Consider the following 23033-nt stretch of genomic DNA (forward strand, 5'->3'; position numbering starts at 1 on the left):
ATCTTCGCCTGCGCCAGAAATTATTGCTTTCATATGTGATTGTCATCTTCCTGCCAACCATTGCACTGGGCTTGTATGCCTACCAAAATTCCAAATCTTCATTGGAAAGCCAGTTCCTGCAAAGCGCGGATAACGAGGCGAAGAAGGTCACACTCGAGATCAGTTACCGACTTCAGAGACAGGAAATGTCCATGAAATCGATTGTTTTCCATCCAGCGGTCATTGAGTTGATGAGTAACCCGAATCAGGATTTGTACTTACAATTTAAGACGCTGAGTGATAAAATTGAACCTATTTTTTTTAACCTGATGTATATGGTTGGAGATATGAATGAGATTATGTTGTATTCCGAGAGTCGGCAATCTGAATTAGGAAACTTCATCTCTCCTTCTTCAGCAGTTAAGGAAAAGGATTGGTATCTAGAGACAAAGGGCAGTGATACAACCAAGTGGTGGTTCGAAGATGGTAAATTGTTTGCCACACGAGTGATTCACAATATCGAGTTTCGGACCGTGAGCGGTGAACTTTATGTCAAGTTTGATTACAATAAAATCTTCGGCGATTTCATTGGCAGGGGAAATGAAGGGAATGGCATTATCATTACCGATAGACAGAATAGGCCCGTTTTAACAGAGCATGTTGGGCACATGGATGATGTGGGGCTTCAATCACTTTCAAGGATGGGTACGTCAAAAGCAACCATAAGTGGCGAATCCTATCTCGTTGTTAACAAAGATATTCCTCAAACCGATTGGATACTGCATTATTTGGTCCCCGATAATCTGAACAAAACAGGCATTGGCAATATTTTAAGCGCAACGGGCATCATTGTACTCATCTGCATGGTTTTCCTCAGTATCATTATCTTCTTGTTCTCAGAGACGATGTTAAAAGGAATCGAGAAATTAAACACCAAAATGAAGATGGTGGAAGATGGAGATCTTACTGTTGTTGTATCAGCGCACTCCAAAGATGAAATCGGGCAGCTTACCCATCGATTCGGTTCTATGCTTAAACAAATTAATCAGCTCATTTCGGAGGTATATCAAACCAAAATCACGCAAAAGGCGGCCGAACTCAAAGCGCTGCAAGCTCAGATCAATCCTCATTTTCTATACAATTCTTTATCTTTAATTAATTCAAAAGCTCTGCGTATCGATGCAGAGGAAATCAGTGACTTGGTGAATCATCTTTCCAGATATTACAGAACGACTTTAAATAAAGGGAAGCAGATTATTTCGATTCAAGATGAATGGACCAACATCCAAGCGTACATACATATTCAATTAGCGATGCACAATACAAGATTTGACGTAGAATTCGATGCAGACGACAAGGTATTTGAATTTGAAATGATCCATTTGATCTTACAGCCGATTGTTGAAAATGCGATTATGCATGGCATCGATCTGAAGCGTGAGGGGCGAGGTAAACTCATCCTGCGGGCAAGTCTCGACGGTGAGGATATTGTTTTTGTCGTGGAGGATAATGGCGTCGGAATGGAACCGTATATGATTAAGCGTATTCTTGAACATGAAAGTGCTGGTTATGGCATTAAAAATGTGCAAGAAAGATTACAACTCTTATTTGGACCCGAATACGGGATCAGTATTCATAGTCAATCTGGGGTTGGTACTTCAGTGATCGTACGCATACCGCAGTATCGTCACATAAGAGAAGAAGAGTCATGAAGAATTAAGGGCCAATGTGCATCATAGCACGGCCCTTTTTGATTCCAATCGAAATCTGTTAGATTTCAAAAAATACTGTTATTTTGCAGGGTTTCAAATGATCATACAATGTAAATATGAACAGACTGCATCGCCAACCACCTTTGAGAACGCTTTCTTGGATAGTATTCTGACATCAAATAAAGAATGAGAGGATTGTTGATCAATGTTCAGACGAACAACGTGTATAATGATCTGTTTTATGATTCTAGCAAGCATCTTTATTCAGAACTACGCTCCTCGTGTCTATGCTGACAGCAGAGAGCTGGACGTGTGGGTGGTGAATGCAATGAAAGCCGTATACAGGACCAGCACGATCCCCGCAAATCCTGTTAACAGCATTGATCTTGTCTCAGCCAAAAACGAATACGAAAGTGAGCAAATTGCTGTAAGAAGCAATCGTGATTTTGAGATTACGGGAATTGAATTTTCTGATCTTGCATCATCTGTCAATACGATCTCAAACCGCAACTTAAGCTATCATTTTGAGGAATACGTGCTTGAAGATACTGTGCAGCCCAATCAATATCGACCGGACTTGGTAGGCACGCAAATCTACCCCTTATCCGAAATCCCCGACCCGCTGTCGAGCGATCCATCGATCCATGTGGCGGCAAATTCAACTCAGCCCATCTTCATAACGAATTATGTCCCTGCCGATGCGGCTCCTGGCCTCTACCACGGTATGGTTACCGTGAAATCGACTTTGGGCGATTATCAAGTGCCTATTAACGTAGAAGTAGCTAACGTTGAAGTCCCTCAAACCTCTAAGGCTAATTTCGTTAATTATCAGTGGGCGATGACGAATGGCTTTATGATTGGAGGTTCTCCACAGGAGATTGCTGATGATCCTTTAACGCAGTCTAGTTATGATGTTGGTCAGAACTATTACGGAGTGGAGACGTATAGCGACAAATGGTTTGAGCTTATGGATCATTTCGCCAAAACGATGAGCGATTATCGCCAGAACATGATTTGGGTTCGTACAGACTTATTATTAAACGCAAAGGGTACCAAGATGGTGTCTTTTAAGGACGGGATACCGAAAGATATCGACTGGTCTTTGTTCGATCGCTATGTTGAAACCTTTATGAAAAGAGGGATTACACATTTTGCGAACATTCACTTGATCCATGCATTAGAACAAATGCCACAAAGTGAAAGACCAAACAATGATGATCCCGCAGATCCGTGGAAAACGTCCATACCCGAACCCGGCTCACTACCTGTAACAGACGCTTATCTTACGAACTACTTGACGGCATTACACGATCATTTAGAGGACAAAGGTTGGCTTAACGATAATGGCTTCACTTGGTATCAGCATACTAAGGACGAACCCAACGGTGCTAGCATTACAAACTATATGACGTATATCGCAAGACAATTAAAAGAAATCGTTCCGGATTTCAAAACATTGGATGCTGATGCGGCCGGTACTCTAATGAACGAAGCCATCAAACCCTATGTGGATGTTTGGGTCCCGTTAACGCCGGTTTTTCAGGACAAGAAGAATTTATATAAAGCGGAGCAAGCGGCCGGCAAAGACTTGTGGGTGTATACTTGCGATGCTAATCCGGCTCCGTGGTTGAACCGATTCTGGACGCAGCCCATATTGACTGGCAGGCTGTTATTCTGGAATCTTAGTCAAGACGATGTTCAAGGGCACTTGCATTGGGGATGGAACGTATGGTACGTCCCTCATTATGGCGATTCCACGATCGTATATCCGGATAAGGAGCATATGACGGTTAAGAGCTCGCTGCGCTACGAGGCCCAAAGAGACGGACTTGAGGATTACGAACTGATGTACCAACTCAAGCAAACCAATCCCAAGCTTGCCAAACGTATAGCCGACAGCGCTGTTAGCCCGTCTGATCCGAGAAAATATACCCTGGACCCTGAATATATCAGAATGCTTCATAATTATCTGGTTAAAGCGGCTGCCGGTGAATCTATGGATGGAATTCCAATTCCTGTGCCGATTAGTCCTTACGATGGGCAGGATGTACCCATGACATACATGACGGATAACACGAGTAGCGAGATCACCTACAACGGTGAGTGGTTTGCCAAAAGCCGGAAATACGCCTATATGGGCGGTGTTCAAGCCACATTGAAAGCGGAAGACAATTTGACTTATACATTTAAAGGGTCCGGAATCGATCTTATTGCGGAGAAAAATGAAGGCTCCGGTAAAGTTGCCGTATACGTCGACGATTCCGATCCGGTGATTATAGATCTCTATGAGAAGGTTCAACTCGATTCGATATCGGTATACAGCAATCATAATCTGTCATCAGCAGGCAAGCACACGATCAAGGTCGTGAACCTGGAGAACAAAAGCCTGTACGTTGACGGCTTTCGAGTAAGCATGTATGAAGGACAGAAGATCTATGATGGAACGCTGCAAAGTTTGGAGCTGACGAACGCGCCTTCGTTTCATTTTAATAAAAGCAAAATTAATTACCAAGTGGTCATTCCAAAAGATGTTAACGTGATCTCCATTACGCCAACGCTTGCGGATACCAATGGAACCCTGGACGTCAACGGAAAGAGCACCAACAGTGGTAAGAGGCTTACATTCAACATCCCTACAGGTAAAAGTGAGATTCATATTCGGTCTACCGCAAGTGATGGGGAAACCACGAGTCTGTATACGTTGAACTTTCTGAAAGGCAATGTGAATGAGCCAGGAACCAATATGGCCAGAAGCTATTCCGATATTACAGCATCAGCTGCCAGGGAGGGCGACGGGGGCATTTATTATGGTGCTTCGAAAATGGTCGATGGCAGTTACGGTACCATGTTTGCCAGTAAGAGCGGCTATACTGACACCCATCCGTTCCCGCATGAGATCAATCTTACTTGGGATCAACAGCAAACCTTTAATACGATTGTCATGGCCACGCCATCTGGGTTATTACAGGGTATTTCGGATATTGATGTTCAAGTTACTTCGGATGGAACGAATTGGAAAACAATTGCGAAGCGGGTACCAATTGGGTGGAACAGCAGCACAGACGACAACATTATGGAATACACGTATGCCAATATCCCTACAGTTAAAGACGCGCTGAAGCTGAGGATACGGGTGAATGACGCTAACTATACGTATTGGGGCATTTACGCTTTATATGAACTTGAGCTATATAACCTTCCAGACAACGGAGAGATTAGCCCTATAGCAGACGGAACCTTGAGAAATCTAACAATCCCTGATGTTCCTGCTTTTAAGTTTAACAACAGCACGACGACCTACCCCGTAATGGTTCCTAATGATGTAAACACGATCGCTATAACGCCAATGCTTTCGGACGAAGAGGGTACCCTACAGTTCAACGGAAAGAATGTCCCCAATAACACAGCACAGACGATTGACATTCCAATCGGTAAAAGTGAGGTTCATATCAAATCAACCGCAAGCGACGGGACGACGACAATGCTCTATACGTTGAACATTCTGAAAGGCAATGTGAATGAACCAGGCACCAATATGGCCAGAAGCTATTCAGATATTACAGCAACAGCAGCACGTGAAGGCGAAGACTACAGTCCCCAGAAAATGGTTGACGGTAGCTATGGTACCATGTTCGCGAGTTTACGAGGCTACAACAACAGTCATCCGTTTCCACATGAGATTAATCTGACTTGGGATCAACAGCAAACCTTTAACACCATCGTCATGGCCACGACATCAGGATTAATCCAGGGTATTTCCAATATTGATGTTCAGGCTTCTACAGACGGAGTAAACTTTGAGACCATAGCGAAGGAGGTACCGCTCCAATGGAACAGCAGCATCGATGACAACGTCATGGAGTACACCTTTGCCAATATTCCTACAATAAAGGACGCATTGAAGCTGAGAATACAGATTAATGATGCGAACTATACGACGTGGGGCATGTACGCGGTGTATGAGCTTGAGCTCTATAACCTTCCGGAAAACGGAGAGATTGGTGCGATTCATACACATACGATCACAGCGGGCGCGGGGGAAAACGGAACGATCAGCCCGAACGGCGCCGTTGTCGTCAATGATGGTGCTGATCAAACCTTTAAATTCAATCCGAACAATGGATACGAAATCGACAAGGTGAGGTTAGACGGTACCGACGTGACAGTGACCGGAAGCGTGTATACGGTTGCCAACATAACCGCCGACCATATGATCCATGTTACGTTTAAGCGAAAGGACACGGGTGGCGGGAATAGTAACCCTCCAACGAGTGGTGGGAACAGTAGTATCCCTTCTACTGGTAGTGGTACAGCCAATGGAAACACCGATACTCATACGCTTATCGTGAAAAAGGAAGACCTAACCGCTCTAGCTTCCAATGGCGTTGTGACGATCGTAGCCAAAGATAAAGAGAAAATTGTACTTCCTTCAAATGCAGCCGAACTGCTCGGACATAATCAATTCGTCATTCAAACGAGTCTATTCACGTGGGAAGTACCCGCTGAACTGCTCAAATTATTAACAGATAAATTGCCCGCAATAGATAAACAAAATAGTACGATCGAGCTGATCATGACTCCCCTTTCCGAACCCGATGCGAAAAAACTTCAAGCGACAGGGCAATCGTCCACACACGCACAAATTAAACTTTCTGGCAATGTAATCCATTTCAGCTTATCGATTGTCGGAAAAGATGGTAAAGTGACAAGTTTGAGCAGCTTCGACAAACCGATGACGATTCGATTCAAAGCGGATCCTTCCTTAAATTCGAAACTGACTGGCATCTACGATTTGGCAGACAATAATGAGCTGGAATATGTGGGAGGCACATTTATTAACGGAGAATGGGTCGCCAAGATTCACCATTTCGGTAAATATGCGTTGCTCGAATTCAAGAAAATATTTACCGATGTGAAGTCAACGCACTGGGCGGCCGATGCGATCGAACAGTTAGCGGCGAAGCAATTTATTGACGGCACTAGTGCGGCAATGTTCGAACCAGAGCGTTCCATAACACGGGCCGAATTTACAGCAATGCTTGTCAAAGCGTTGAGTCTGACATCCGTGGGCGAATCGAAATTTACGGATGTGTCGAAGGGTGCCTGGTATGAGGAAGCTGTTTCCATAGCGGTCAAAGCAGGAATTATTAAAGGAACTAGCACAACGACTTTCGATCCCGATGCGAGAATCAAACGTGAAGAAATGGTCACCATGATGATGCGGGCGTATGTGATCTTGAAAGACGTCAAGTTGAACGGAAATACTGCTTCTTCCTTTACTGACGAATCCTCTGTGGCAGCCTGGGCGCTTGATTCAGTAAGAGCGGCGGCGTCACTTCATTTGATTAATGGACGCGATGCAAACAAATTCGTTCCGAGCGGTATCACTTCCCGTGCAGAAGCAGCAGCTTTGCTCAATAGAGTTTTACAGTAAGATATCCCGATCATCAAGCAGGCTGATTTAGATTTTCATGCATTCATAAAAGGGTAATCGAAGGGAGTCATGCCGAATGGCAAATAAAAAAGGGTTTATTTTCGTAATTGTTATGCTTTTGAACTTATTCCTTTTTGCCGCATGCGCATCGCAAGAAACAGGGAAGACGGATGATGGTGGCGATACGCAGAAGATCCGGAAGGCGGAAGACGAGCAAGTCCTGGAAAAGAATCCGGAGGAGCCTGCCGTAAATATGGATGAAAACCTTACGTTGAAAATTATGCTTCCGTGGGGCGAGGACATGCTGAAGGAAAGAGTTACTGATACGCTGTACAAAAAATACCCGAATATCAAGCTGGAGCTGCTGCAGATGCCTGTCAACTCGACGGCCTTGCAGGAATTGAACGCCAATGGCATCGTTCCCGATATCATGCTGGCGCATGACGGGCTTGACGTGCTTCAAGAAATGGATATGGCCTATCCGCTGGATGACATGATTGAAAAATCCCAGTATGACTTGACAAGGTTCAGAGGGGGGACCGTCGAAGCGGTCAGAGCCAGGGATCCGGAAGGAAAGAATCAATTGCTGGGGCTTCCGGCGGAAGATATGGTATTTGGATTATTTTACAACAAAGAGATTTTCGATAAATTCGGCGTCAAATATCCGACCGACGGCATGACCTGGGATGAAGTCATCGATCTTGCGAAAAAGCTGACGGCCGAGGTGGGGGGAGTGAAGTATCGCGGAATCAATTTTCTCAATATGGAGCAAGCCTTTGCCCAGCTGTCAGCTACCGGAACCAATCCCGCGACTGGCGAAACCCAATTTTCCAAAAACCCCGCTTTTGCCAATTTCTTCGACTTGTTGAAGCGAATGCAGAGCATTCCGGGCAATTACGAGAAGGATGTCGAAGATTATTTCCAAACACGCAATGTCGCGATGCAGGTTGAACATATTTATAGAGCACCTTCTTTTACGACCGTTGAAGGATTAAAATTTGATATGGTCAGCTTTCCGACCTGGCCGGATAAACCGGGAGTCGGACCGTCGAACTTCGCATACCCTTGGGTTATTAATAAGCATAGCGAGCATAAGGAGCAAGCTTTTAAAGTGATCGAATGTATCTTGTCGGATGAAAATCAGCTCACACTCACTCGGATCGGGGTTCCTTCCCCACTGGCGGATACGAAAATTCGTGAACAATTCGGCGCAGCGAAAGGACTGCAGGAGCTGAACTTGAATTTAAAGGGCGTTTATTCGATGAAAGACGCGGAGCCTGCTTATTCTCCATACGGGCCTGAAACCCTATTCTTCGGAGAAAATTATATTCGGGACCAAATGCGAAAGTTTTTGGATTCGAACGATGACATTCAAACGTATTTAAGAAAAATGGACGATGAGTACGCGGCTATCGTTACGGAGAAAAAGGAGAAACAATAAAGCCGCTGTAGAGAAAATCACATTTGAGGACGTTGAAGGGCTTGCCGGTCATGGATGAGGAGACATGGCCTTATGAAGAAGGATTTCGTAAAGCTGGTTAGAGGGGGCAACTCAGGCCAGGGACTTACGACAGCTTCGACTTCGGTTCAAAGTCACTTGATGGCATTTGCTGCAGAGAAATTGCGAGAGGAACATAGAGTGATTGAGTTAAAAGAATTTGAGGAAAGTCTGCAACAATCGTAATAATTTCACATCGATGTGACGCGGAGAAACTGAAGGAGGTAGTTCGATGAATGATATGGAAACCAAGGAATCTCAGCAAGCCGAAGCGAAGGAAGTGAAAGAAGGTGTCCACGGTTACAGCAGCGAGACGAATTGGGTGAAGCCGGAAAATCCAATTACGCTGGAAAGATTGGAGTGGTTCAAGGATCAGAAATTGGCTCTGATGATGCATTGGGGACCTTATTCGCAGATCGGGGTCGAGTCCTCCTGGATTCTCAGTGACGAAGACGGTGATTGGGCTCGTAATGATGTCGACTGGACGAGCGACTACGAAGAGATGAAGCGAGAATATTTCGACCTGAACCGCACTTTCAATCCGCTCCGCTTCCAGCCAGAGCTATGGGCGGAAATTGCTGCCGAAGGCGGGTTCAAATATTTAATTTTTACAACAAAGCATCACGACGGATATTGTATGTGGGACACACATACGACGAATTACCGAATTACTGGCTCCGAAACGCCGTTTCATACACATCGCTATGCCGACGTTTGCAAGCATGTGTTTGATGCTTTCCGCAGCAAGGGGCTTGCGATTGCCGCTTATTTCTCGAAGGCAGATTGGCAAACGCCGTATTACTGGACGCCAGGAATGAAGCGGGGCCGCGATACGTGGAGAGGGCCCTCGTACTCACCCGAGGAATATCCGTGGCTGTGGGATCAATTCGTCAATTTCACCCATGAGCAGATCATGGAGCTGATGACCCATTACGGCCGGATCGATATTTTGTGGCTTGATGCAGGCTGGGTAAATGATAGTGACCAGGTTAAGCAAGACATTCGGCTCAGCGAGGTCATCGGGCGCGCCCGTCAGACGCAGCCGTGGCTGCTGTCCGCGGACCGTACAGTCGGAGGGCCTTACGAAAATTATGTGACGCCGGAGCAAGCGATTCCGCAGTATCCACTGAACGTGCCTTGGGAAAGCTGCATTACGATGGGCACACAGTGGGCTTTTAAATACGAAGACCAGTATAAATCGGGAAGGGAGCTCGTTCACATTCTGATGGAAGTCGTATCAAAAGGCGGAAATTTGGCGCTGAATGTAGGTCCTCAGCCCGACGGCAGATTGCCGGCCGGGGCGGTTAAGAGTATCAGGGAATTGGGCGCATGGATGAAGGTTTACGGTGAAGCAGTATACTGCACACGCGTGTGCGGGCCATATTTTGTCGATTCCTGTGCGTTCACCATGAAAGGAAATACCGTGTACTGTACGTACTTATATGAAAGCGCAGATGAAGCCGTCTCCAAGGTGGTTCATATTCCTTACTTGGATCCCGTTACCGGTATTGATCTTGTCGGAAGCGATGCCTTGCTGCAGGTTGAGCGTACGGCGGAAGGAATCTCAATCACGCTTCCGGATTGCGAATTGAACGGGCAGGCTCCGATCGCGCATGTTTTCCGCATGCAGAAGGGCGAGGAGGCATAAGTGATAATCAACGGCTACTGCCAATGTTGGGTTATGAGGAGAGTATGATCGAACCAATGTATCCAGCTCGAGGAGCAGGAGACCCGGTTTTCCAAGAACTTATGCAGACGCTAAATTGAGAATTAAACAGCAAGTCTCTAATGTCATGAAATGCAACCTTTATTTAGGAAATTGACATAAAGCAACCCCCAAATCAAAAGCATTTGATTCGGGGGTTGTACTGTACCTGTCGTGCCTACATTATTACGGGACTATAAGATACGTTAAATCGCAGTTTTTTTGTTTTAAAGCTATATGTTCTTATCCCAACCCAAAAGAGAAGAACGACCCTATTCGAATTAAAACCAAGCCTAAATGAACCTCAGCTCTCGAGAATGGTACCACTGTCATTAAGCTATTCCAGCTAATAGCTCAATATTTGTGAATATAAATATTTTTTATTCATACATTTTTATAAAGGGGTATTATTGAATGCCGAAGGGACTTAATGAATATGAAAAACAAGAAATCACTAATTCACTTATAGAACAAGGAAAGATTCTTTTTAGTGAGCTTGGGTTTCAAAAAACCAGTATTAATGAAATCACGAAGAAAGTTGGTATTGCTCCAGGTACTTTTTATAAATTTTACAATTCTAAAGAAGAGTTGTATTTCGAGATTCTTGAAAGAGAGGAGGATCAATTAAGATAACAATTCCTTAGTGTAGATATCTCTAAAGAAAACGAACCTAAACAAGTCGTTAAGCATCTGCTCCTTCATATAGTCAATACAATCGAGACAAATGCACTTATTCGTCAATTCTATTTTGAGAACAATATCGAATTCCTACTTAGGAAGTTACCAATAGAAAACGGGAAGAACATTTTAACAATGACACTGCCTGCATTTATTCCATTAATTGAAAGATGGCAAAAGGAAGGCTTAATTGTTCAAAAATCCCCCGAGGTAATTTCGGGTGTATTCCATTCTTTATTTGTACTTACACTTCATAAAAAAGATATTGGGGAATCTGACTATAGGCAAACCATTGATTTCTTTATTGATCTTGTTGTTGATGGTCTATTTAATAAGGAGGACGTTTAAATGAAAGGTAAATTTCAGTGGAAAGCCGAAATTCATATTAATGCATCCCAAAAACGGGTTTGGGAAATCATTGATGATATCTCATTAATCCCCAAATATCACCCTGATGTTGCCAAGGTTATTCTGATATCTGGACAAAAAAACCGTGCTGTTGGTGTTAAATATCAGTGTAATATTCTTGAAGGAAGAAAAGGAAATTGTATTGAAAAAGTATGTGAGTATATTCCTAATGTTAAAGTATCTACTTTTATGTCTGAAGATAGTTGGGGTATGCACAAAATGTTAGCGGATTTTGTATTGGAAACTACCCTTTTACCTCAAGATAATAATTCTACGATTTTATTATTTGAAGCCTTCTATAATCCAGTTGGATTTTTTAACAAATTACTAAATGTACTATGGCTTAGGAGAGTAATTAAAAAAAGATCTTTAATAGTAATGACGGGGATAAAGAGGCTTTCGGAGAATACTAGTATCGCCAACACGTATACCTAATAGAAATGAGTTATGCTCATGTGGAAGTGGGAAGGAGCTTGTGTTTCTTAGTCCTTCTTTGCTTTGATGTTTAAGCTAACGGGACACGATAGCGTGGAGCTGCCGCAAGGACAGCTCCTTTTGATGTTTATTGAAGTAACGGGCAGGTTAGTCCCAATATGTGGTAACTATTAGGGATACTTAAGGGCACGGTGTGAGGTAATGTGGTAATTTACTTTCTAAAAGTGGATAGGAAGTTTTATAAAGACAAGGGTTACTGTATTAGTTGTTGAAAATTTAGTACGACCGTGCTAAAATTTATCCATGAGTACTAAATCTAATGAAAAGTCGTTTATTGAAAAAGCGCGAAGATCGCAAATCATGGAAATCGCAATTGAAACAATATGCGATATCGGGTATGCACAGGCTTCGATCGGACAAATTGCAAAACGCGCTGGGGTTAGTAAGGGGGTAATTACGTATCATTTTCCCAGCAAGGATGAACTCATGCAGAATATTGTAGAGGATTTGTACTTGAAGGGCGCCTCGTTTATGTCAAAAATTGCAACAGAGTCTACTGCCTCTAATATGCTACGGAGATATATTGAGACGAATTTAGAATTTATTCTTGCTCACAAACAGCATGTGGCAGCTGTCGCCGAAATTGTAATGAATGTTAGAGATGAGGAGGGAAAGCTGATATATCACCAACCTGCAGATAACGCGATATATGTGCCGCTTATCGAGATACTGCAGTGGGGCCAAGAGGACGGCAGCTTCCGGCCTATTTTGCCGACAAGTGCCCAAGTGTTGGCAATGACGATTCGAAGTGCCATTGATCTCGCGAGTCAGCAGCTAGTAGCAAACCCTGATTTTAATATGAAGGAGTATGCTAAAGAGCTGATCCAATTGTTTGAAGCAGCAACCCGCAAATCTCCTATTTGAATGTATAAATTGTAAAAAAGGAGCTGATATATTGAAAACATTTCTATTAATCCTCGGCGTCATTTTTTTTGGTTTAGGCGTTCGTGGAATCATCGTTGGTTTTGTTCACGGTTCGGGTGGTTCATTTCTTCTTTACAAAAATCTGCCGGATAACATGGAGATGTATGCCAATATTTTGTTTATTATCATTAGCTTTTTCATTCTGGGGGTTTCGAAAAATAAAAAGAAGGTGTGAGGGTACCCAGATGAAACTCGAACCACACCGGACGCAAGGGCATTGAAGACACAACGGCAGCCGGCCAGAAAAGATCGGCTGCCGTTTTCATTAAGCTAACGGGCAGTTTAGTTGAACAAGAGGGTGTTATTTTTGTTAATATTAAACAAAAGGGAGGGGGTGATGTGCATAGAAAGAAATAGGAGGGTTACGTGTGATAGATCAAAAATCCTGAGTAACTTTGCGAATCGTGATACAAGCAGGCTCCAGTAGTTTCTTCAACTTCCGAAATAGCAATCGATAAGAAACCTGGCAACCGCCCTAACTATGAAGGAGGAACATATTAGTGACAAAGAAAGATAATTCCCTTGCTCCACACGATCCGCCCAAGCCAGATCCTGCGCTCATACGCTTGAATGTGTTCATAGGCAAATGGAATACGGAAGGACTGATTAAGGCGAGTCCGTCCGGTCCGACTGCCAGGTTGAAGGCAATTGATACTTACGAATGGCTACCTGGCGGATTTTTCCTTATTCACCACGTGGATGGCTATATGGGTGACGAAGAGGTTAAGACTATCGAGATCATAGGTTATGATACTTCTAGCGAGACGTACTTTACGCACTCTTATGACAATCGAGGCAGCGTCGGTAAGTATCAAGCGAATCTACTCGACGCCGTCTGGACAATTGCAGGAAAATCTGAGCGCTTCACGGGTATGTTTAGCGATGACAGCAACACCTTAACTGGCAGGTGGGAGTTGTCAGGCGATGGCGAGAGTTGGGTACCTTGGATGGATATCAAGTTGACGAAAGTCGTTTAGCTGAAAAACGCCCCAAAACGTATAAACTCTTGGGGATCAATAGCGGAACTAACCACAAACAAGTGAGGATCTGAAGTTCCCGGCATGTATCGTTCAACTAACGGGACACTATAGCTTAATAAATAACTAAGACGCGGCTGCCGACATTGATCGGCAGCCGCGTTGTGCTAACGGGCAGTATAGTTTAAGATCATACGCGGGGAACCGTATCATAAAAAGGCAAAATTATTAACAGTATTGCCCCATAGGCTTGGAGAGTTATTCCTCTCAAACGGTTCCATTTTCAATTTCTAACCATCTGATTGGGAAAGTGGAATTAATCGTTTGTTGATTGTGGTATCTTGATTAATATCATAAAATGGAAAAAGTCTCCCGAAACTTTAGGGATAATAACCGGAGGGAAAGTAGAATGATTCCCAAAATTCTGTACATTGAAGATGACTTGGAGATTGGCTCCTGGTTAACGAATTATCTGTCCAATAGCGGTTATCTTGTCGAATGGTTACAAACTGCCAATAAGCTCACTGAAGAACTGCCAAGGGTTGATCTAATTATTCTTGACGTCATGCTTCCTGGGTTAGATGGTTACTCAGTGGGTTTTCGTATCAGGAAAAGGTTCCCCCATATCCCGATATTAATGCTGACGGCCAGAACGTCTATCGAGGATAAGCTACAAGGTCTAGCATTCGCTGACGATTATATGACCAAACCATTTCATCCCGATGAGCTATGTGCGCGCATCAAAATATTAATACGCCGTAAGGGAGACTTTTCAGCGGATCGCGTCCAACTGGGGCATATCATCATCGACAAAGAGTTGAATCGAATAACGAACGCCCAGACAGGAGAAGATATCGTGCTAACCGGCAAACAGTATCATATTTTCATGGAGCTGTTTCAACACGCCAACCGCATCCTTACTAAGAAGAGGCTATATGAATCGGTCTGGGGGGAGTCTTATCTGGAGGGCGACAAATCCCTAATGGTACATATTCGTCATCTACGGGAGAAGCTTGAGATCGATCCTGGCAATCCGATGATTATTGAAACCATACGCGGAGTTGGCTATCGGCTCAAGCTATGATAAAAGGGAGATCTTTACTTCTTCGATACCTGTCTCTGATTTTGGTTGCTTTAATTATTTTTCCTCTTATACCTGCTCTATTCTATTTTCCGAATTATCTATTAAGCAACAAAATCTTGCTTGATGCTGATGAGATTGAACGTGACTGGCGGCTCGAAGCTAAATTAATAAATGATACCTCCGCAGAAAACGTGAAAACGCGATTACAGCTTCTCGTCGATCGATACCCTGGCACAGAGGCATTTTGGGTAGACAGTAATCGAATGACATGGTCGATTGGCGAACGTTCGGCTGATATACCAGAGCGATGGACATATACCGACGCGATTGCGTTCGAAGCTCAGACGGGGCAGAAGGATCTGCAGACGTTCACGGCTCTACTTGGCGATGACGCTCGAAATGGTTTTATGACGATTCGTATTCCTCGTTCACTAACGACGATAGCTGATATTCCACCCTATCGAAATGTGACGCTAGTTACGATTATGGCAGGGGTATATTCGCTGTTTTTGCTTGTCTCGTTCCTATTCTTCTATCGCATTCGTATCAGGCTTACCCGGTTGGAAGCGGCAATGATGGTGAAAGGAGAAGGCGGTTTTCCGAGTGGTGTTATTTCTAGTAGGAATGACGAAATCGGTCGTCTGGAACGATCCTTTAACACAATGAGCATTCAACTGAAAACGATGAGGGAAAACGAAAGAAAGGAGGAGGAATTGCGCAAGCAGCTAGTTGCTAATTTATCTCATGATCTTCGAACACCGTTAACGGTAATCAGGCAGCATGTTCATACACTTCTAAATATGCCGTCTGATTCGTCTCACGATTCGTTACGTGTCATAAATAGAAAATTGGACGATATCGGCAAGCTAATGGAAAATCTCTTCTCTTACTCGTTATTATCGGCAGGCAAATATCCTATGGAAATAAAGGATACCGATGTTCTAGAAGAGCTTCGCAATGCAGCCGCCGACTGGTACCCGGTCTTTGAAGAGGAAGGGTTGGAAATCGAAATTGAATTGCCTGAGAAACGATTAGTGTGGCGAATTGACCCTTTCTGGTTCCGTATGATCGTCGATAATTTGTTTCAGAATGTTATCAGGCATGCCAAGTCGGGACGGTATATCGGTATTTTTTGCTACGAACAGGATGATGGAATGGCTGTAGCCATACGGGACCATGGACCCGGCATGACTTATCGCTCCGATGCGAAAGGGGCGGAAATCGGTCTATCCATTGTGTCGCTAATGATCAATGCTATGCATTTGCAATGGAGGATCGATTCCTCGAACAATGGAACGACCGTATATATCGGCACATCAAATTAAACAAAACTTAAACATGAGGTCACCTGAAAGCTAATCTTAGTATGATAGGATAGTTATTGAGGTGATGAGGATGAAGGTTGTTAAGAAAAGAAATCGGGCAGCGTATATGGCGTGCATATGCGGGGTGTTATATGCCCTTCCACACTTTTGGTGGGGCGTTGGGGTTTCGTTCGGTTTTCCGGGGGATTTTGCAAAGGCACCAGATGAATTATTGTCTCAAATAATCGGTTATTGGTTTATGGGAGTAGCGGCCGTGTTTGCTGCCCTGTTCAGCTTATCATTCGTTTATAAGTGGGGAGAAAAGCTACCGAGGAAGTTGAAGCTCATTCCTGCATGGATCGGATGTATAGGATTGTCCATATGGGGCTTTAGCTTCTTTGTTCTGAAGTTTCAATTCGCGATCGGACGTGTCGTGTCCGCTCCTGCTTTTGTTGAACAGGATGCAAGCCCAATGGCAGCATGGGGTTATGTATGGTATGCTTTGTTCCTTGGTTGGGGCATCTCGCTCGGCCTTGCTGCATTTTTTGAAGCAAAATTACGAAACCATTCGGACATTACGATTAGGCAGGTTTATTAACAGCGTGAATTCATCGTTCTGAATCCCTGTATAATTACGAAGGGCACCCAACGTTAGAGTGATACTAGAAGATGGCTATTCCGACGATCAGGTTGGCATTAAAACGACTTGCTGATCGGGAAGAGCTCGAAGACTATGACGTGGGAAACTAAATCAAAGTCAGTAATTCAAAGAAGGCAGTAACATCACCAACAATGCATTCACGCTTCGCAACCTTACGGCTGCTCGGTTGCCGAGAAAAGTATTTCGATCAATAAATAAACTGAAACGCGGCTGCCGGCATGGATCGGCAGCCGTGTTCAACTAACGGGCAGGATTACGTAGTGTCGGATGAAAAACTTTTACAAATTGTTGGCATACTACGATATGTTTGATATGGGTATTTTTTCTAAATATTGATCTATATCAAAGATGATGGTGGGGTATAAAAATGAACGAAGCTATGAGTGAGCGACTTATTAGACGGGTGTGCTGTAATTACATTCCCGTCACTGACACCAAGAAATCTGCCGAATGGTACGTAAAACATTTTAAATTTAATTGGAACGGCGAAGCAGGTCCTGAGAGCAGTGCCATGCTTTACATGCGTGAAGGCGCAATTTTTTTAATACCCGTTAAGGATAGAAAAACGTTAAGCTTCCTCACTAAGGGAGAAGATGGATCAGATTTCGAAATGTTTACAATAAATTATGAAGTAGATGAAGAAGTAATTGATTCTCTATACCAAAGTTTGAAAGAAGATGGAGCGGTATTGACTGACTTAATTGATGAGGGTATCTGCGGTAGAAGCTTTCACTTCAGAGATTTGGACGGGCATAAGTTTTCTGTAGTCACTCCTTATAAAGGATAAGAAAACATCAGCATCTCAGAGTTCATCCGGCATGGTTAAACTACGGGCAGGATAGTTCTACCTATTAACGAATATGTAAAATACTGAAGTGTTTGCGAAGTTCGATATGAAAGGTGAAATTTTATGGATAAAAAAGAACAAGTAGTCTTAAAAGTATGGAATGATAAAATATCTATACACATTAATGGGACAGATAAACTAGCATTTGTAGACTATACTTCTGGAATGTATGACTTAATCAGAAACGCTAGGTTTAGAACTCCTGAAAATGAAGAAGCTAAGCAGAAATACAAATATCCGTATTCAAATGAATATAAGAAAACACTACATCAAATCTCATTTGATTATTATTTCGGGGAAGAGTATCGAAAAGAAGCATACAGTAAGGACTATATCATTGAGCACCTTGATAATGATGGTTTTAATTGCTCAATATCAAACCTTTTCTTATTAAAGAAAATTAAGAATACTTATAAAGGCTGGAATTTTGATAAGGTAGTTCATGATAGCAAACATATAGCAGCACTGACGATTTATCACGTGTTAGAGAATAGAACATTCCAAATAACTATTGCATTCAATGAGGAATACCGAAATGCTCACAGCGGAAAGTTACTTGAAAGAGTTCGGTTGCTCTATTCGTATAGTTATGAAATTGTATTACAAGATGCTGAACAGATAATTGAAGCTATATCAAATAGAGAAAATATCAATTTTGAAAGATGGAAAGAAATTTACAGATTTAAAGATATTCGTGTTGAATATAGTTCTGAATTAGAATTAACGGAAGAAGAAAAGAATCAATCTCCAGGCACTTTAGTTATGAGAGACGGTCAGTACTACCTACTTGTTGGGAGAACAGAAACTTCAACTGGACTCATCCACTCAATACCATACGATAAAAATTGGAATATTGAATGATCTTTATAAGTTATGCAGATTGATGCACGAACTTAAGCTAACGGAGAACGATAGCTTAATAAACTAAACCCAGTCTAACACTTTATTTTCGTGTTTTGACTGGGTTTTTGGTTGTTAAACTAAAACTTATTTCCGAAAGGCAAACGATTTTTTCTAGGTATAAGCGCATAAAATCAACACTGTCAGTCTACAACTATATTTTCTTTGGACATGAAAAATAGCAAATAACCGCCAGGGTTTGAAGCACCATGGCGGTTATTTCGGTTTACTGTGCAATACGATTATAATACTTGGACGTCAGATCCGATGGATGGCGCCGAATTGCCCCATTTCTGGACCCATTTTTCCATTTCCTTCAAAGATGATTGAAAATCTTTTCCTTTCTCCGTCAGCGAGTATTCAACGGAAATGGGTACGGTTGGGAAGACTTCGCGAAGGACAAGACCGTTGTTCTCCAGGTGGCGGAGTGTATCCGTGAGGGATTGGGTCTTGACGATTGATATCTTCCGTTGAAGCTGTTTGAATCGTTGCGGCCCGTTAAGCAGTTCTTCAAGAACGAGGAAAGCCCACTTGGCACCCAGGATCTGCAGGACTTCGCAGATACTTGAGCCGGCACTCTTCAAGCAGTTTTTGTTCGTGCTGGTTTGTTCGTTCATAGGTATGAACCTCCTTATAAAATGACTTCGGCCATATCGACGCAAGGTATCAGTTATTATTCATGTTTTCAGTATGGTTCAGTTCTTTTGCTTATGTCAATCCAGCAATTAAAATCATTATAAAAAAGTTAGTAGGTCAAATTAATTGGATTAGATCCAAAGCTTTTGCCTTCTTACAGGATGAAAACTTCTTGACTATAATGCTTATTAAATGATCCGTCAGACGTGACGGTACAGAACTCGAGTGGCAATGCGCTAGCCGTTGGGTAAATTGACTTCATCAAAGGAGATGTTCCAAATGAAAGAACGATATCAATTTTTGTTTGAACCGCTTTACCTGCCGAATCAGATCCGGTTAAAAAATCGTGTCGTTATGGCTCCCATGACGCACATGTCTTCTCAACCCGATGGTTCCATCTCCGACCAGGAAGTGGAGTATTATGCTCGTCGTGCACAGGGTGTTAGCATGGTCATCACGGCTGCCACGTGGGTTACGCCAAACGGCGGTATTCCTGGCGCACCGGCGGCTGACCGCGATGCGGTGATCCCTGGACTTCGCAAGCTTGCGTCAGCGATTCAGGAGCAGGGAGCTAAAGCGATTCTACAGATCTTCCATTCCGGCCGCCAAGCATCGTTAACTGGAGATCTTGTGAGTGCCAGTGCTGTGCCCGAGCAGAAAGAGGGAGCCATTGTACCGCGTGAATTGACGGAAAATGAGGCTGAAGAGCTTATCCATGCATATGGTCAAGCGGCAAGGCGTGCCGTCGAGGCCGGGTTTGACGGTGTTGAGATTCATGGAGCAAACGGCAATCTTCTTCATCAGTTTTTTTCACCATTTACGAATAGACGCAGCGACCGTTTCGGAGGAACATTGGAGAAGCGGATGACGTTTGCTTTGGAGATCGTGGATGAGGTGAAACGGATCGCAGCCGTGCATGCTAAGAAGCCCTTTATTATCGGATATCGGTTATCACCGGAAGAGCCGGATACACCGGGAATTACGATGGCTGAAACACTCCCATTCGTAGATGCACTTGCGATGAAGGGGCTGGACTACTTGCATATCTCTTTAAAAAATTATGAAGCAGTACCACGTCGGGGAATCGTGGATTCTCGCACGCGCCTTGCCATTATTCAAGAACGTGCAGGACGTCAGCTGCCTGTAATTGGAGTTGGGAACGTGCAGACGCCTGAAGACGCCATTAAAGCACTGCAAACCGGAGTTCAGCTCGTTGCACTGGGACGGGTACTTGTCATGGAACCAGACTGGATGAAGTTGATTGCAGAAGGAGACGAAGATGGAGTCCAAACAACACTCTCTCTACAGGATCAACATAAATTGGTCATCCCGAACGGAATGTGGCAGCTCATATTAAGTGTTCCAGGCTGGTTTCCGGTTGCGCAGGAACCTTAAAGCATATTGCTGATAATGAGAGAAAGGAGCTAGGGACCTTTTGAGGTTGCGGCTCCTTTGTTTGTACGCCCTGATGGTTAAGCTAACGGGACACGATAGCTTAATAAATAACTTAAACGCGACTGCCGGGATGGATCGGCAGCCACGTCAAGCTAACGGGCAGGTTAGTTCTAATATGTGTTAATATAGTTTATGTAAGACCAATAAATTACGGGCTAAACCAGGTGAATTGTATTAGTTTAAACCACGAATTTTTCCTTCTAAGCAACGATTTTGATTTAAATGGCAGATATGAGATTATACGGGGTGTAAAAAACGCCGGTGACCTTAAGCAGGAGACCGGCGTTACCATATTAGCGTTTCGGCATTTTGCTCTCATCCATGTACAGCAGGTTCCAGCGGTGACCGTCCAGGTCGGCAAATCCTGCGCCGTACATCCAGCCGTCAATTTCACTCGGCTTGCCAAAGATGCATCCTCCGGCAAACTCTACTTTTTGAATAAAGGCATCTACTTCTTCTCTGCTTTCAGCGCCAATGGAAAATATTACTTCTGCGCTATGGGAAGTATCTGCGGTTTTTGAACCTGTAAATTTCTCAAACGCCGCATCCGGGAACAGCAGAATCGTTGTTTGGCCTATGGCAAGCTTGGCTCTCTCGTTACCAACGCTCACCGCATGGAATCCAATCTCATTGAAAAAGGCAGTTGACCTCTCAACATCTTTGACCGGCAGGTTAATCCAAATCTCCTGTGACATGGCTGTAGCCTCCTGGAATATATTTTCAACTACTCCTACTATACACGACTTCTGGCAGCAGAAGCGAATCTTATAAAAGAAACCGAAATGTATGACATTCCTGTCATTCATCCTGCGGTTTCCATAGTAATCTTATTTACTTGTCTGCTACAGCATCGTCTCCGTCAAGGTATCGATCTGGCCAAGAATGGATTTCGCATCAAAGTAGAAGTACGTTTTGTAATCCAGCGAAATGATATTGCCGTTCTTTGATCGTATTTATGCCTCAAGGTATTAAACTAAAGGGACACGATAGCTTAATCTATAACTAAAACGCGGCTGTCGGCATAAATCGGCAGCCGCGTTGCATTAACGGGCAGTTTAATGGAATAATATGTATGATATAATGGGATTCTGAAAGTGGATTTCATGCAAAAGGTTTGATGACCGGCGCAAATATTTCTGCTTCTAAGTAATTTGTCATAGGGATTTACCGCTTGGACAAAAACTCTGAGCGGATTTTTATAAAATAGGATGAGGTGACCAAATTGTCTTACAAATCAACCCACACGTTCGTAAACCTGCCAGTGAAGGACTTGAACCGGACTAAGGAATTTTTCAGCATTATCGGCTTTGAATTCAACCCCCAGTTCTCCGATGAAAACGCGGCATGCCTAGTAATCAATGACAACACATGTGTACAGCTGCTAACGGAGTCGTACTTCCAGACATTCATCAATAAGCCGATAGCTGATGCCACTAGCTCCGCTACTGGGATTATCGCACTTTCCGCGAACAGCAGAGCGCAAACGGACGAACTGGCGGACAAGGCGCTGGCTGCGGGGGGCAAGCAGTCCAAAGAACCGGCGGACCATGGCTTCATGTACGTGAGAAGCTTCGAGGATCTCGACGGGCATTTGTGGGAAATTGCCTATATGGACATGGGGGCATTTCCTCAGGAGTAAATATCACGATTAAAGCAACGGACATCAACGCCTCAACGGGAACGTTAGTTCAACAATAATTAACTATGACAAGGCTGCCAACTCAAATGGCAGCCTTGTTGCGCTAACGTGCAGGATAGCGTAATAGCAGGAAAAAGGAATCCAAATCCTGAATAACTAAGTAACTGATGAAGGGAAGGGTTTATCTCCGATCACCGATTCCCTATCGTGCCATTAATTATTATGAAAAACTGAGGTGATTATTGTGGGAGAGTTACTTTCACGAATGAAACATAAGCACGGAAGGATAATTGATGGAAGGCAACATTTCTGGGACGTAGAGAAATTATGGGAGTTATCTAAGAACTTACCCGTTCATAAAATCAAGATTGATTTAATAAAGGAACTTGATCAGGATTGTTGGTTTACAGATAGTAGGAGTACACCAATTCCAACTATACGCAATGTTGCGCTTCATTGTCAGCGGATTATCAACGCAAACATGGAGTATCCCATATTATTATGTTCAGATGGACAATTAATTGATGGGGGACATAGAGTTGCAAAAGCATTAATTGATGAAAAAAGTGAAATTGATGCCGTGTACATTACATTGCCGACGGCGGATGTGATTCAATGAAGAACTCTAGTTCTATTAAAGTTGCCTGCCCCAAAAACTGAATTAGCTTTGTACATCAGCAATAAACCGTGACATCGA

22 protein-coding genes are annotated in these 23033 nt (G+C 43.5%); 20 read left to right on the forward strand and 2 right to left on the reverse strand.

Translation table 11 applies throughout. The features are described 5' to 3' along the window. The first annotated feature begins 191 nt into the window (after positions 1-191). The 17 genes from MUG84_RS11045 to MUG84_RS11120 all read left to right on the forward strand — a co-directional run bounded on the left by MUG84_RS11045 (position 192) and on the right by MUG84_RS11120 (position 18567). Complete coding sequence (locus tag MUG84_RS11045; protein ID WP_244725076.1) at positions 192-1691, forward strand: sensor histidine kinase; 1500 nt, start codon at positions 192-194, stop codon at positions 1689-1691. 205 nt (positions 1692-1896) lie between these two features. Then, the gene (locus MUG84_RS11050; protein WP_244725077.1) at positions 1897-7125 is read left to right on the forward strand and encodes a glycoside hydrolase domain-containing protein; all 5229 of its coding nucleotides are present in this window, start codon (positions 1897-1899) and stop codon (positions 7123-7125) included. A 76-nt stretch (positions 7126-7201) separates the two neighbouring features. After that, on the forward strand, positions 7202-8566 hold the full coding sequence (locus MUG84_RS11055; protein WP_244725078.1) for an ABC transporter substrate-binding protein: 1365 nt from the start codon (positions 7202-7204) through the stop codon (positions 8564-8566). 72 nt (positions 8567-8638) lie between these two features. Next, positions 8639-8809 carry a hypothetical protein gene (locus MUG84_RS11060; RefSeq protein WP_244725079.1) on the forward strand — a complete coding sequence of 57 codons (171 nt, stop codon included), beginning with the start codon at positions 8639-8641 and terminating at the stop codon, positions 8807-8809. Positions 8810-8855: 46 nt separating this feature from the next. Then, entirely contained in the window at positions 8856-10271 is a 1416-nt protein-coding gene (locus MUG84_RS11065) for an alpha-L-fucosidase (RefSeq protein ID WP_244725080.1), read from the forward strand. A 471-nt stretch (positions 10272-10742) separates the two neighbouring features. Then, complete coding sequence (locus MUG84_RS11070) at positions 10743-10961, forward strand: TetR/AcrR family transcriptional regulator (protein ID WP_244725081.1); 219 nt, start codon at positions 10743-10745, stop codon at positions 10959-10961. Positions 10962-11141: 180 nt separating this feature from the next. After that, positions 11142-11354, forward strand: a complete 213-nt coding sequence (locus tag MUG84_RS11075) for a hypothetical protein (RefSeq protein WP_244725082.1) — start codon at positions 11142-11144, stop codon at positions 11352-11354. Beyond that, a complete protein-coding gene (locus MUG84_RS11080; protein WP_244725083.1) occupies positions 11355-11849 on the forward strand; it encodes an SRPBCC family protein in 495 nt (164 codons plus the stop codon). Then, a complete protein-coding gene (locus MUG84_RS27640) occupies positions 11842-11916 on the forward strand; it encodes an SEC-C metal-binding domain-containing protein (RefSeq protein ID WP_425313217.1) in 75 nt (24 codons plus the stop codon). The genes MUG84_RS11080 and MUG84_RS27640 overlap by 8 nt, the downstream gene beginning before the upstream one ends. A 293-nt stretch (positions 11917-12209) precedes the next feature. Continuing rightward, positions 12210-12773, forward strand: coding sequence for a TetR/AcrR family transcriptional regulator (locus MUG84_RS11085; protein WP_244725084.1), 564 nt, complete (start codon positions 12210-12212; stop codon positions 12771-12773). A gap of 31 nt (positions 12774-12804) precedes the next feature. Then, positions 12805-13008, forward strand: coding sequence for a hypothetical protein (locus tag MUG84_RS11090; protein ID WP_244725085.1), 204 nt, complete (start codon positions 12805-12807; stop codon positions 13006-13008). Positions 13009-13333: 325 nt separating this feature from the next. Next, a complete protein-coding gene (locus tag MUG84_RS11095; RefSeq protein ID WP_244725086.1) occupies positions 13334-13810 on the forward strand; it encodes a DUF1579 family protein in 477 nt (158 codons plus the stop codon). Positions 13811-14219: 409 nt separating this feature from the next. Further along, positions 14220-14894: a response regulator transcription factor gene (locus MUG84_RS11100; protein WP_244725087.1), complete on the forward strand. Its 675-nt coding sequence runs from the start codon at positions 14220-14222 to the stop codon at positions 14892-14894. A 191-nt stretch (positions 14895-15085) separates the two neighbouring features. Next, positions 15086-16219 (forward strand): sensor histidine kinase, encoded by a 1134-nt coding sequence (locus MUG84_RS27475; protein ID WP_244725088.1) that lies wholly within the window; start codon positions 15086-15088, stop codon positions 16217-16219. A 70-nt stretch (positions 16220-16289) separates the two neighbouring features. Beyond that, the gene (locus MUG84_RS11110; protein ID WP_244725089.1) at positions 16290-16796 is read left to right on the forward strand and encodes a DUF3995 domain-containing protein; all 507 of its coding nucleotides are present in this window, start codon (positions 16290-16292) and stop codon (positions 16794-16796) included. A 430-nt stretch (positions 16797-17226) separates the two neighbouring features. Next, positions 17227-17646: a VOC family protein gene (locus tag MUG84_RS11115; protein ID WP_244725090.1), complete on the forward strand. Its 420-nt coding sequence runs from the start codon at positions 17227-17229 to the stop codon at positions 17644-17646. Positions 17647-17769: 123 nt separating this feature from the next. Next, complete coding sequence (locus tag MUG84_RS11120; RefSeq protein WP_244725091.1) at positions 17770-18567, forward strand: hypothetical protein; 798 nt, start codon at positions 17770-17772, stop codon at positions 18565-18567. Between the two features lie 281 nt (positions 18568-18848). Here the strand turns inward: MUG84_RS11120 and MUG84_RS11125 are convergent, their stop codons facing one another. Further along, on the reverse strand, positions 18849-19223 hold the full coding sequence (locus tag MUG84_RS11125) for a winged helix-turn-helix transcriptional regulator (protein WP_244725092.1): 375 nt from the start codon (positions 19221-19223) through the stop codon (positions 18849-18851). 298 nt (positions 19224-19521) lie between these two features. Between MUG84_RS11125 and MUG84_RS11130 the strand changes: the two genes are divergently transcribed. Continuing rightward, positions 19522-20637, forward strand: a complete 1116-nt coding sequence (locus MUG84_RS11130) for an NADH-dependent flavin oxidoreductase (RefSeq protein WP_244725093.1) — start codon at positions 19522-19524, stop codon at positions 20635-20637. Positions 20638-20990: 353 nt separating this feature from the next. Here the strand turns inward: MUG84_RS11130 and MUG84_RS11135 are convergent, their stop codons facing one another. Next, positions 20991-21392 carry a VOC family protein gene (locus MUG84_RS11135; protein ID WP_244725094.1) on the reverse strand — a complete coding sequence of 134 codons (402 nt, stop codon included), beginning with the start codon at positions 21390-21392 and terminating at the stop codon, positions 20991-20993. A gap of 527 nt (positions 21393-21919) precedes the next feature. On the opposite strand from MUG84_RS11135, the gene MUG84_RS11140 reads away from it, so the two are divergent. Together MUG84_RS11140 and MUG84_RS11145 are read left to right on the forward strand one after the other, a co-directional pair. Further along, positions 21920-22336, forward strand: coding sequence for a VOC family protein (locus MUG84_RS11140; protein WP_244725095.1), 417 nt, complete (start codon positions 21920-21922; stop codon positions 22334-22336). Between the two features lie 265 nt (positions 22337-22601). Beyond that, entirely contained in the window at positions 22602-22955 is a 354-nt protein-coding gene (locus MUG84_RS11145) for a hypothetical protein (protein WP_244725096.1), read from the forward strand. Positions 22956-23033: the final 78 nt, after the last annotated feature.

Origin of the sequence: Paenibacillus mangrovi (assembly GCF_022898935.1) — a bacterium.
Taxonomy (GTDB): domain Bacteria; phylum Bacillota; class Bacilli; order Paenibacillales; family Paenibacillaceae; genus Paenibacillus_AQ; species Paenibacillus_AQ mangrovi.

Excerpts from the sequence above, each read along its gene's own strand:
- MUG84_RS11045 (WP_244725076.1), top strand. The coding sequence starts at position 192 with ATGAAATCGATTGTTTTCCATCCAGCGGTCATTGAGTTGATGAGTAAC.
- MUG84_RS11050 (WP_244725077.1), top strand. The coding sequence starts at position 1,897 with ATGTTCAGACGAACAACGTGTATAATGATCTGTTTTATGATTCTAGCA.
- MUG84_RS11055 (WP_244725078.1), top strand. The coding sequence starts at position 7,202 with ATGGCAAATAAAAAAGGGTTTATTTTCGTAATTGTTATGCTTTTGAAC.
- MUG84_RS11060 (WP_244725079.1), top strand. The coding sequence starts at position 8,639 with ATGAAGAAGGATTTCGTAAAGCTGGTTAGAGGGGGCAACTCAGGCCAG.
- MUG84_RS11065 (WP_244725080.1), top strand. The coding sequence starts at position 8,856 with ATGAATGATATGGAAACCAAGGAATCTCAGCAAGCCGAAGCGAAGGAA.
- MUG84_RS11070 (WP_244725081.1), top strand. The coding sequence starts at position 10,743 with ATGCCGAAGGGACTTAATGAATATGAAAAACAAGAAATCACTAATTCA.
- MUG84_RS11075 (WP_244725082.1), top strand. The coding sequence starts at position 11,142 with ATGACACTGCCTGCATTTATTCCATTAATTGAAAGATGGCAAAAGGAA.
- MUG84_RS11080 (WP_244725083.1), top strand. The coding sequence starts at position 11,355 with ATGAAAGGTAAATTTCAGTGGAAAGCCGAAATTCATATTAATGCATCC.
- MUG84_RS11085 (WP_244725084.1), top strand. The coding sequence starts at position 12,210 with ATGGAAATCGCAATTGAAACAATATGCGATATCGGGTATGCACAGGCT.
- MUG84_RS11100 (WP_244725087.1), top strand. The coding sequence starts at position 14,220 with ATGATTCCCAAAATTCTGTACATTGAAGATGACTTGGAGATTGGCTCC.
- MUG84_RS11110 (WP_244725089.1), top strand. The coding sequence starts at position 16,290 with ATGAAGGTTGTTAAGAAAAGAAATCGGGCAGCGTATATGGCGTGCATA.
- MUG84_RS11115 (WP_244725090.1), top strand. The coding sequence starts at position 17,227 with ATGAACGAAGCTATGAGTGAGCGACTTATTAGACGGGTGTGCTGTAAT.
- MUG84_RS11120 (WP_244725091.1), top strand. The coding sequence starts at position 17,770 with ATGGATAAAAAAGAACAAGTAGTCTTAAAAGTATGGAATGATAAAATA.
- MUG84_RS11125 (WP_244725092.1), bottom strand. The coding sequence starts at position 19,223 with ATGAACGAACAAACCAGCACGAACAAAAACTGCTTGAAGAGTGCCGGC.
- MUG84_RS11130 (WP_244725093.1), top strand. The coding sequence starts at position 19,522 with ATGAAAGAACGATATCAATTTTTGTTTGAACCGCTTTACCTGCCGAAT.
- MUG84_RS11135 (WP_244725094.1), bottom strand. The coding sequence starts at position 21,392 with ATGTCACAGGAGATTTGGATTAACCTGCCGGTCAAAGATGTTGAGAGG.
- MUG84_RS11145 (WP_244725096.1), top strand. The coding sequence starts at position 22,602 with ATGAAACATAAGCACGGAAGGATAATTGATGGAAGGCAACATTTCTGG.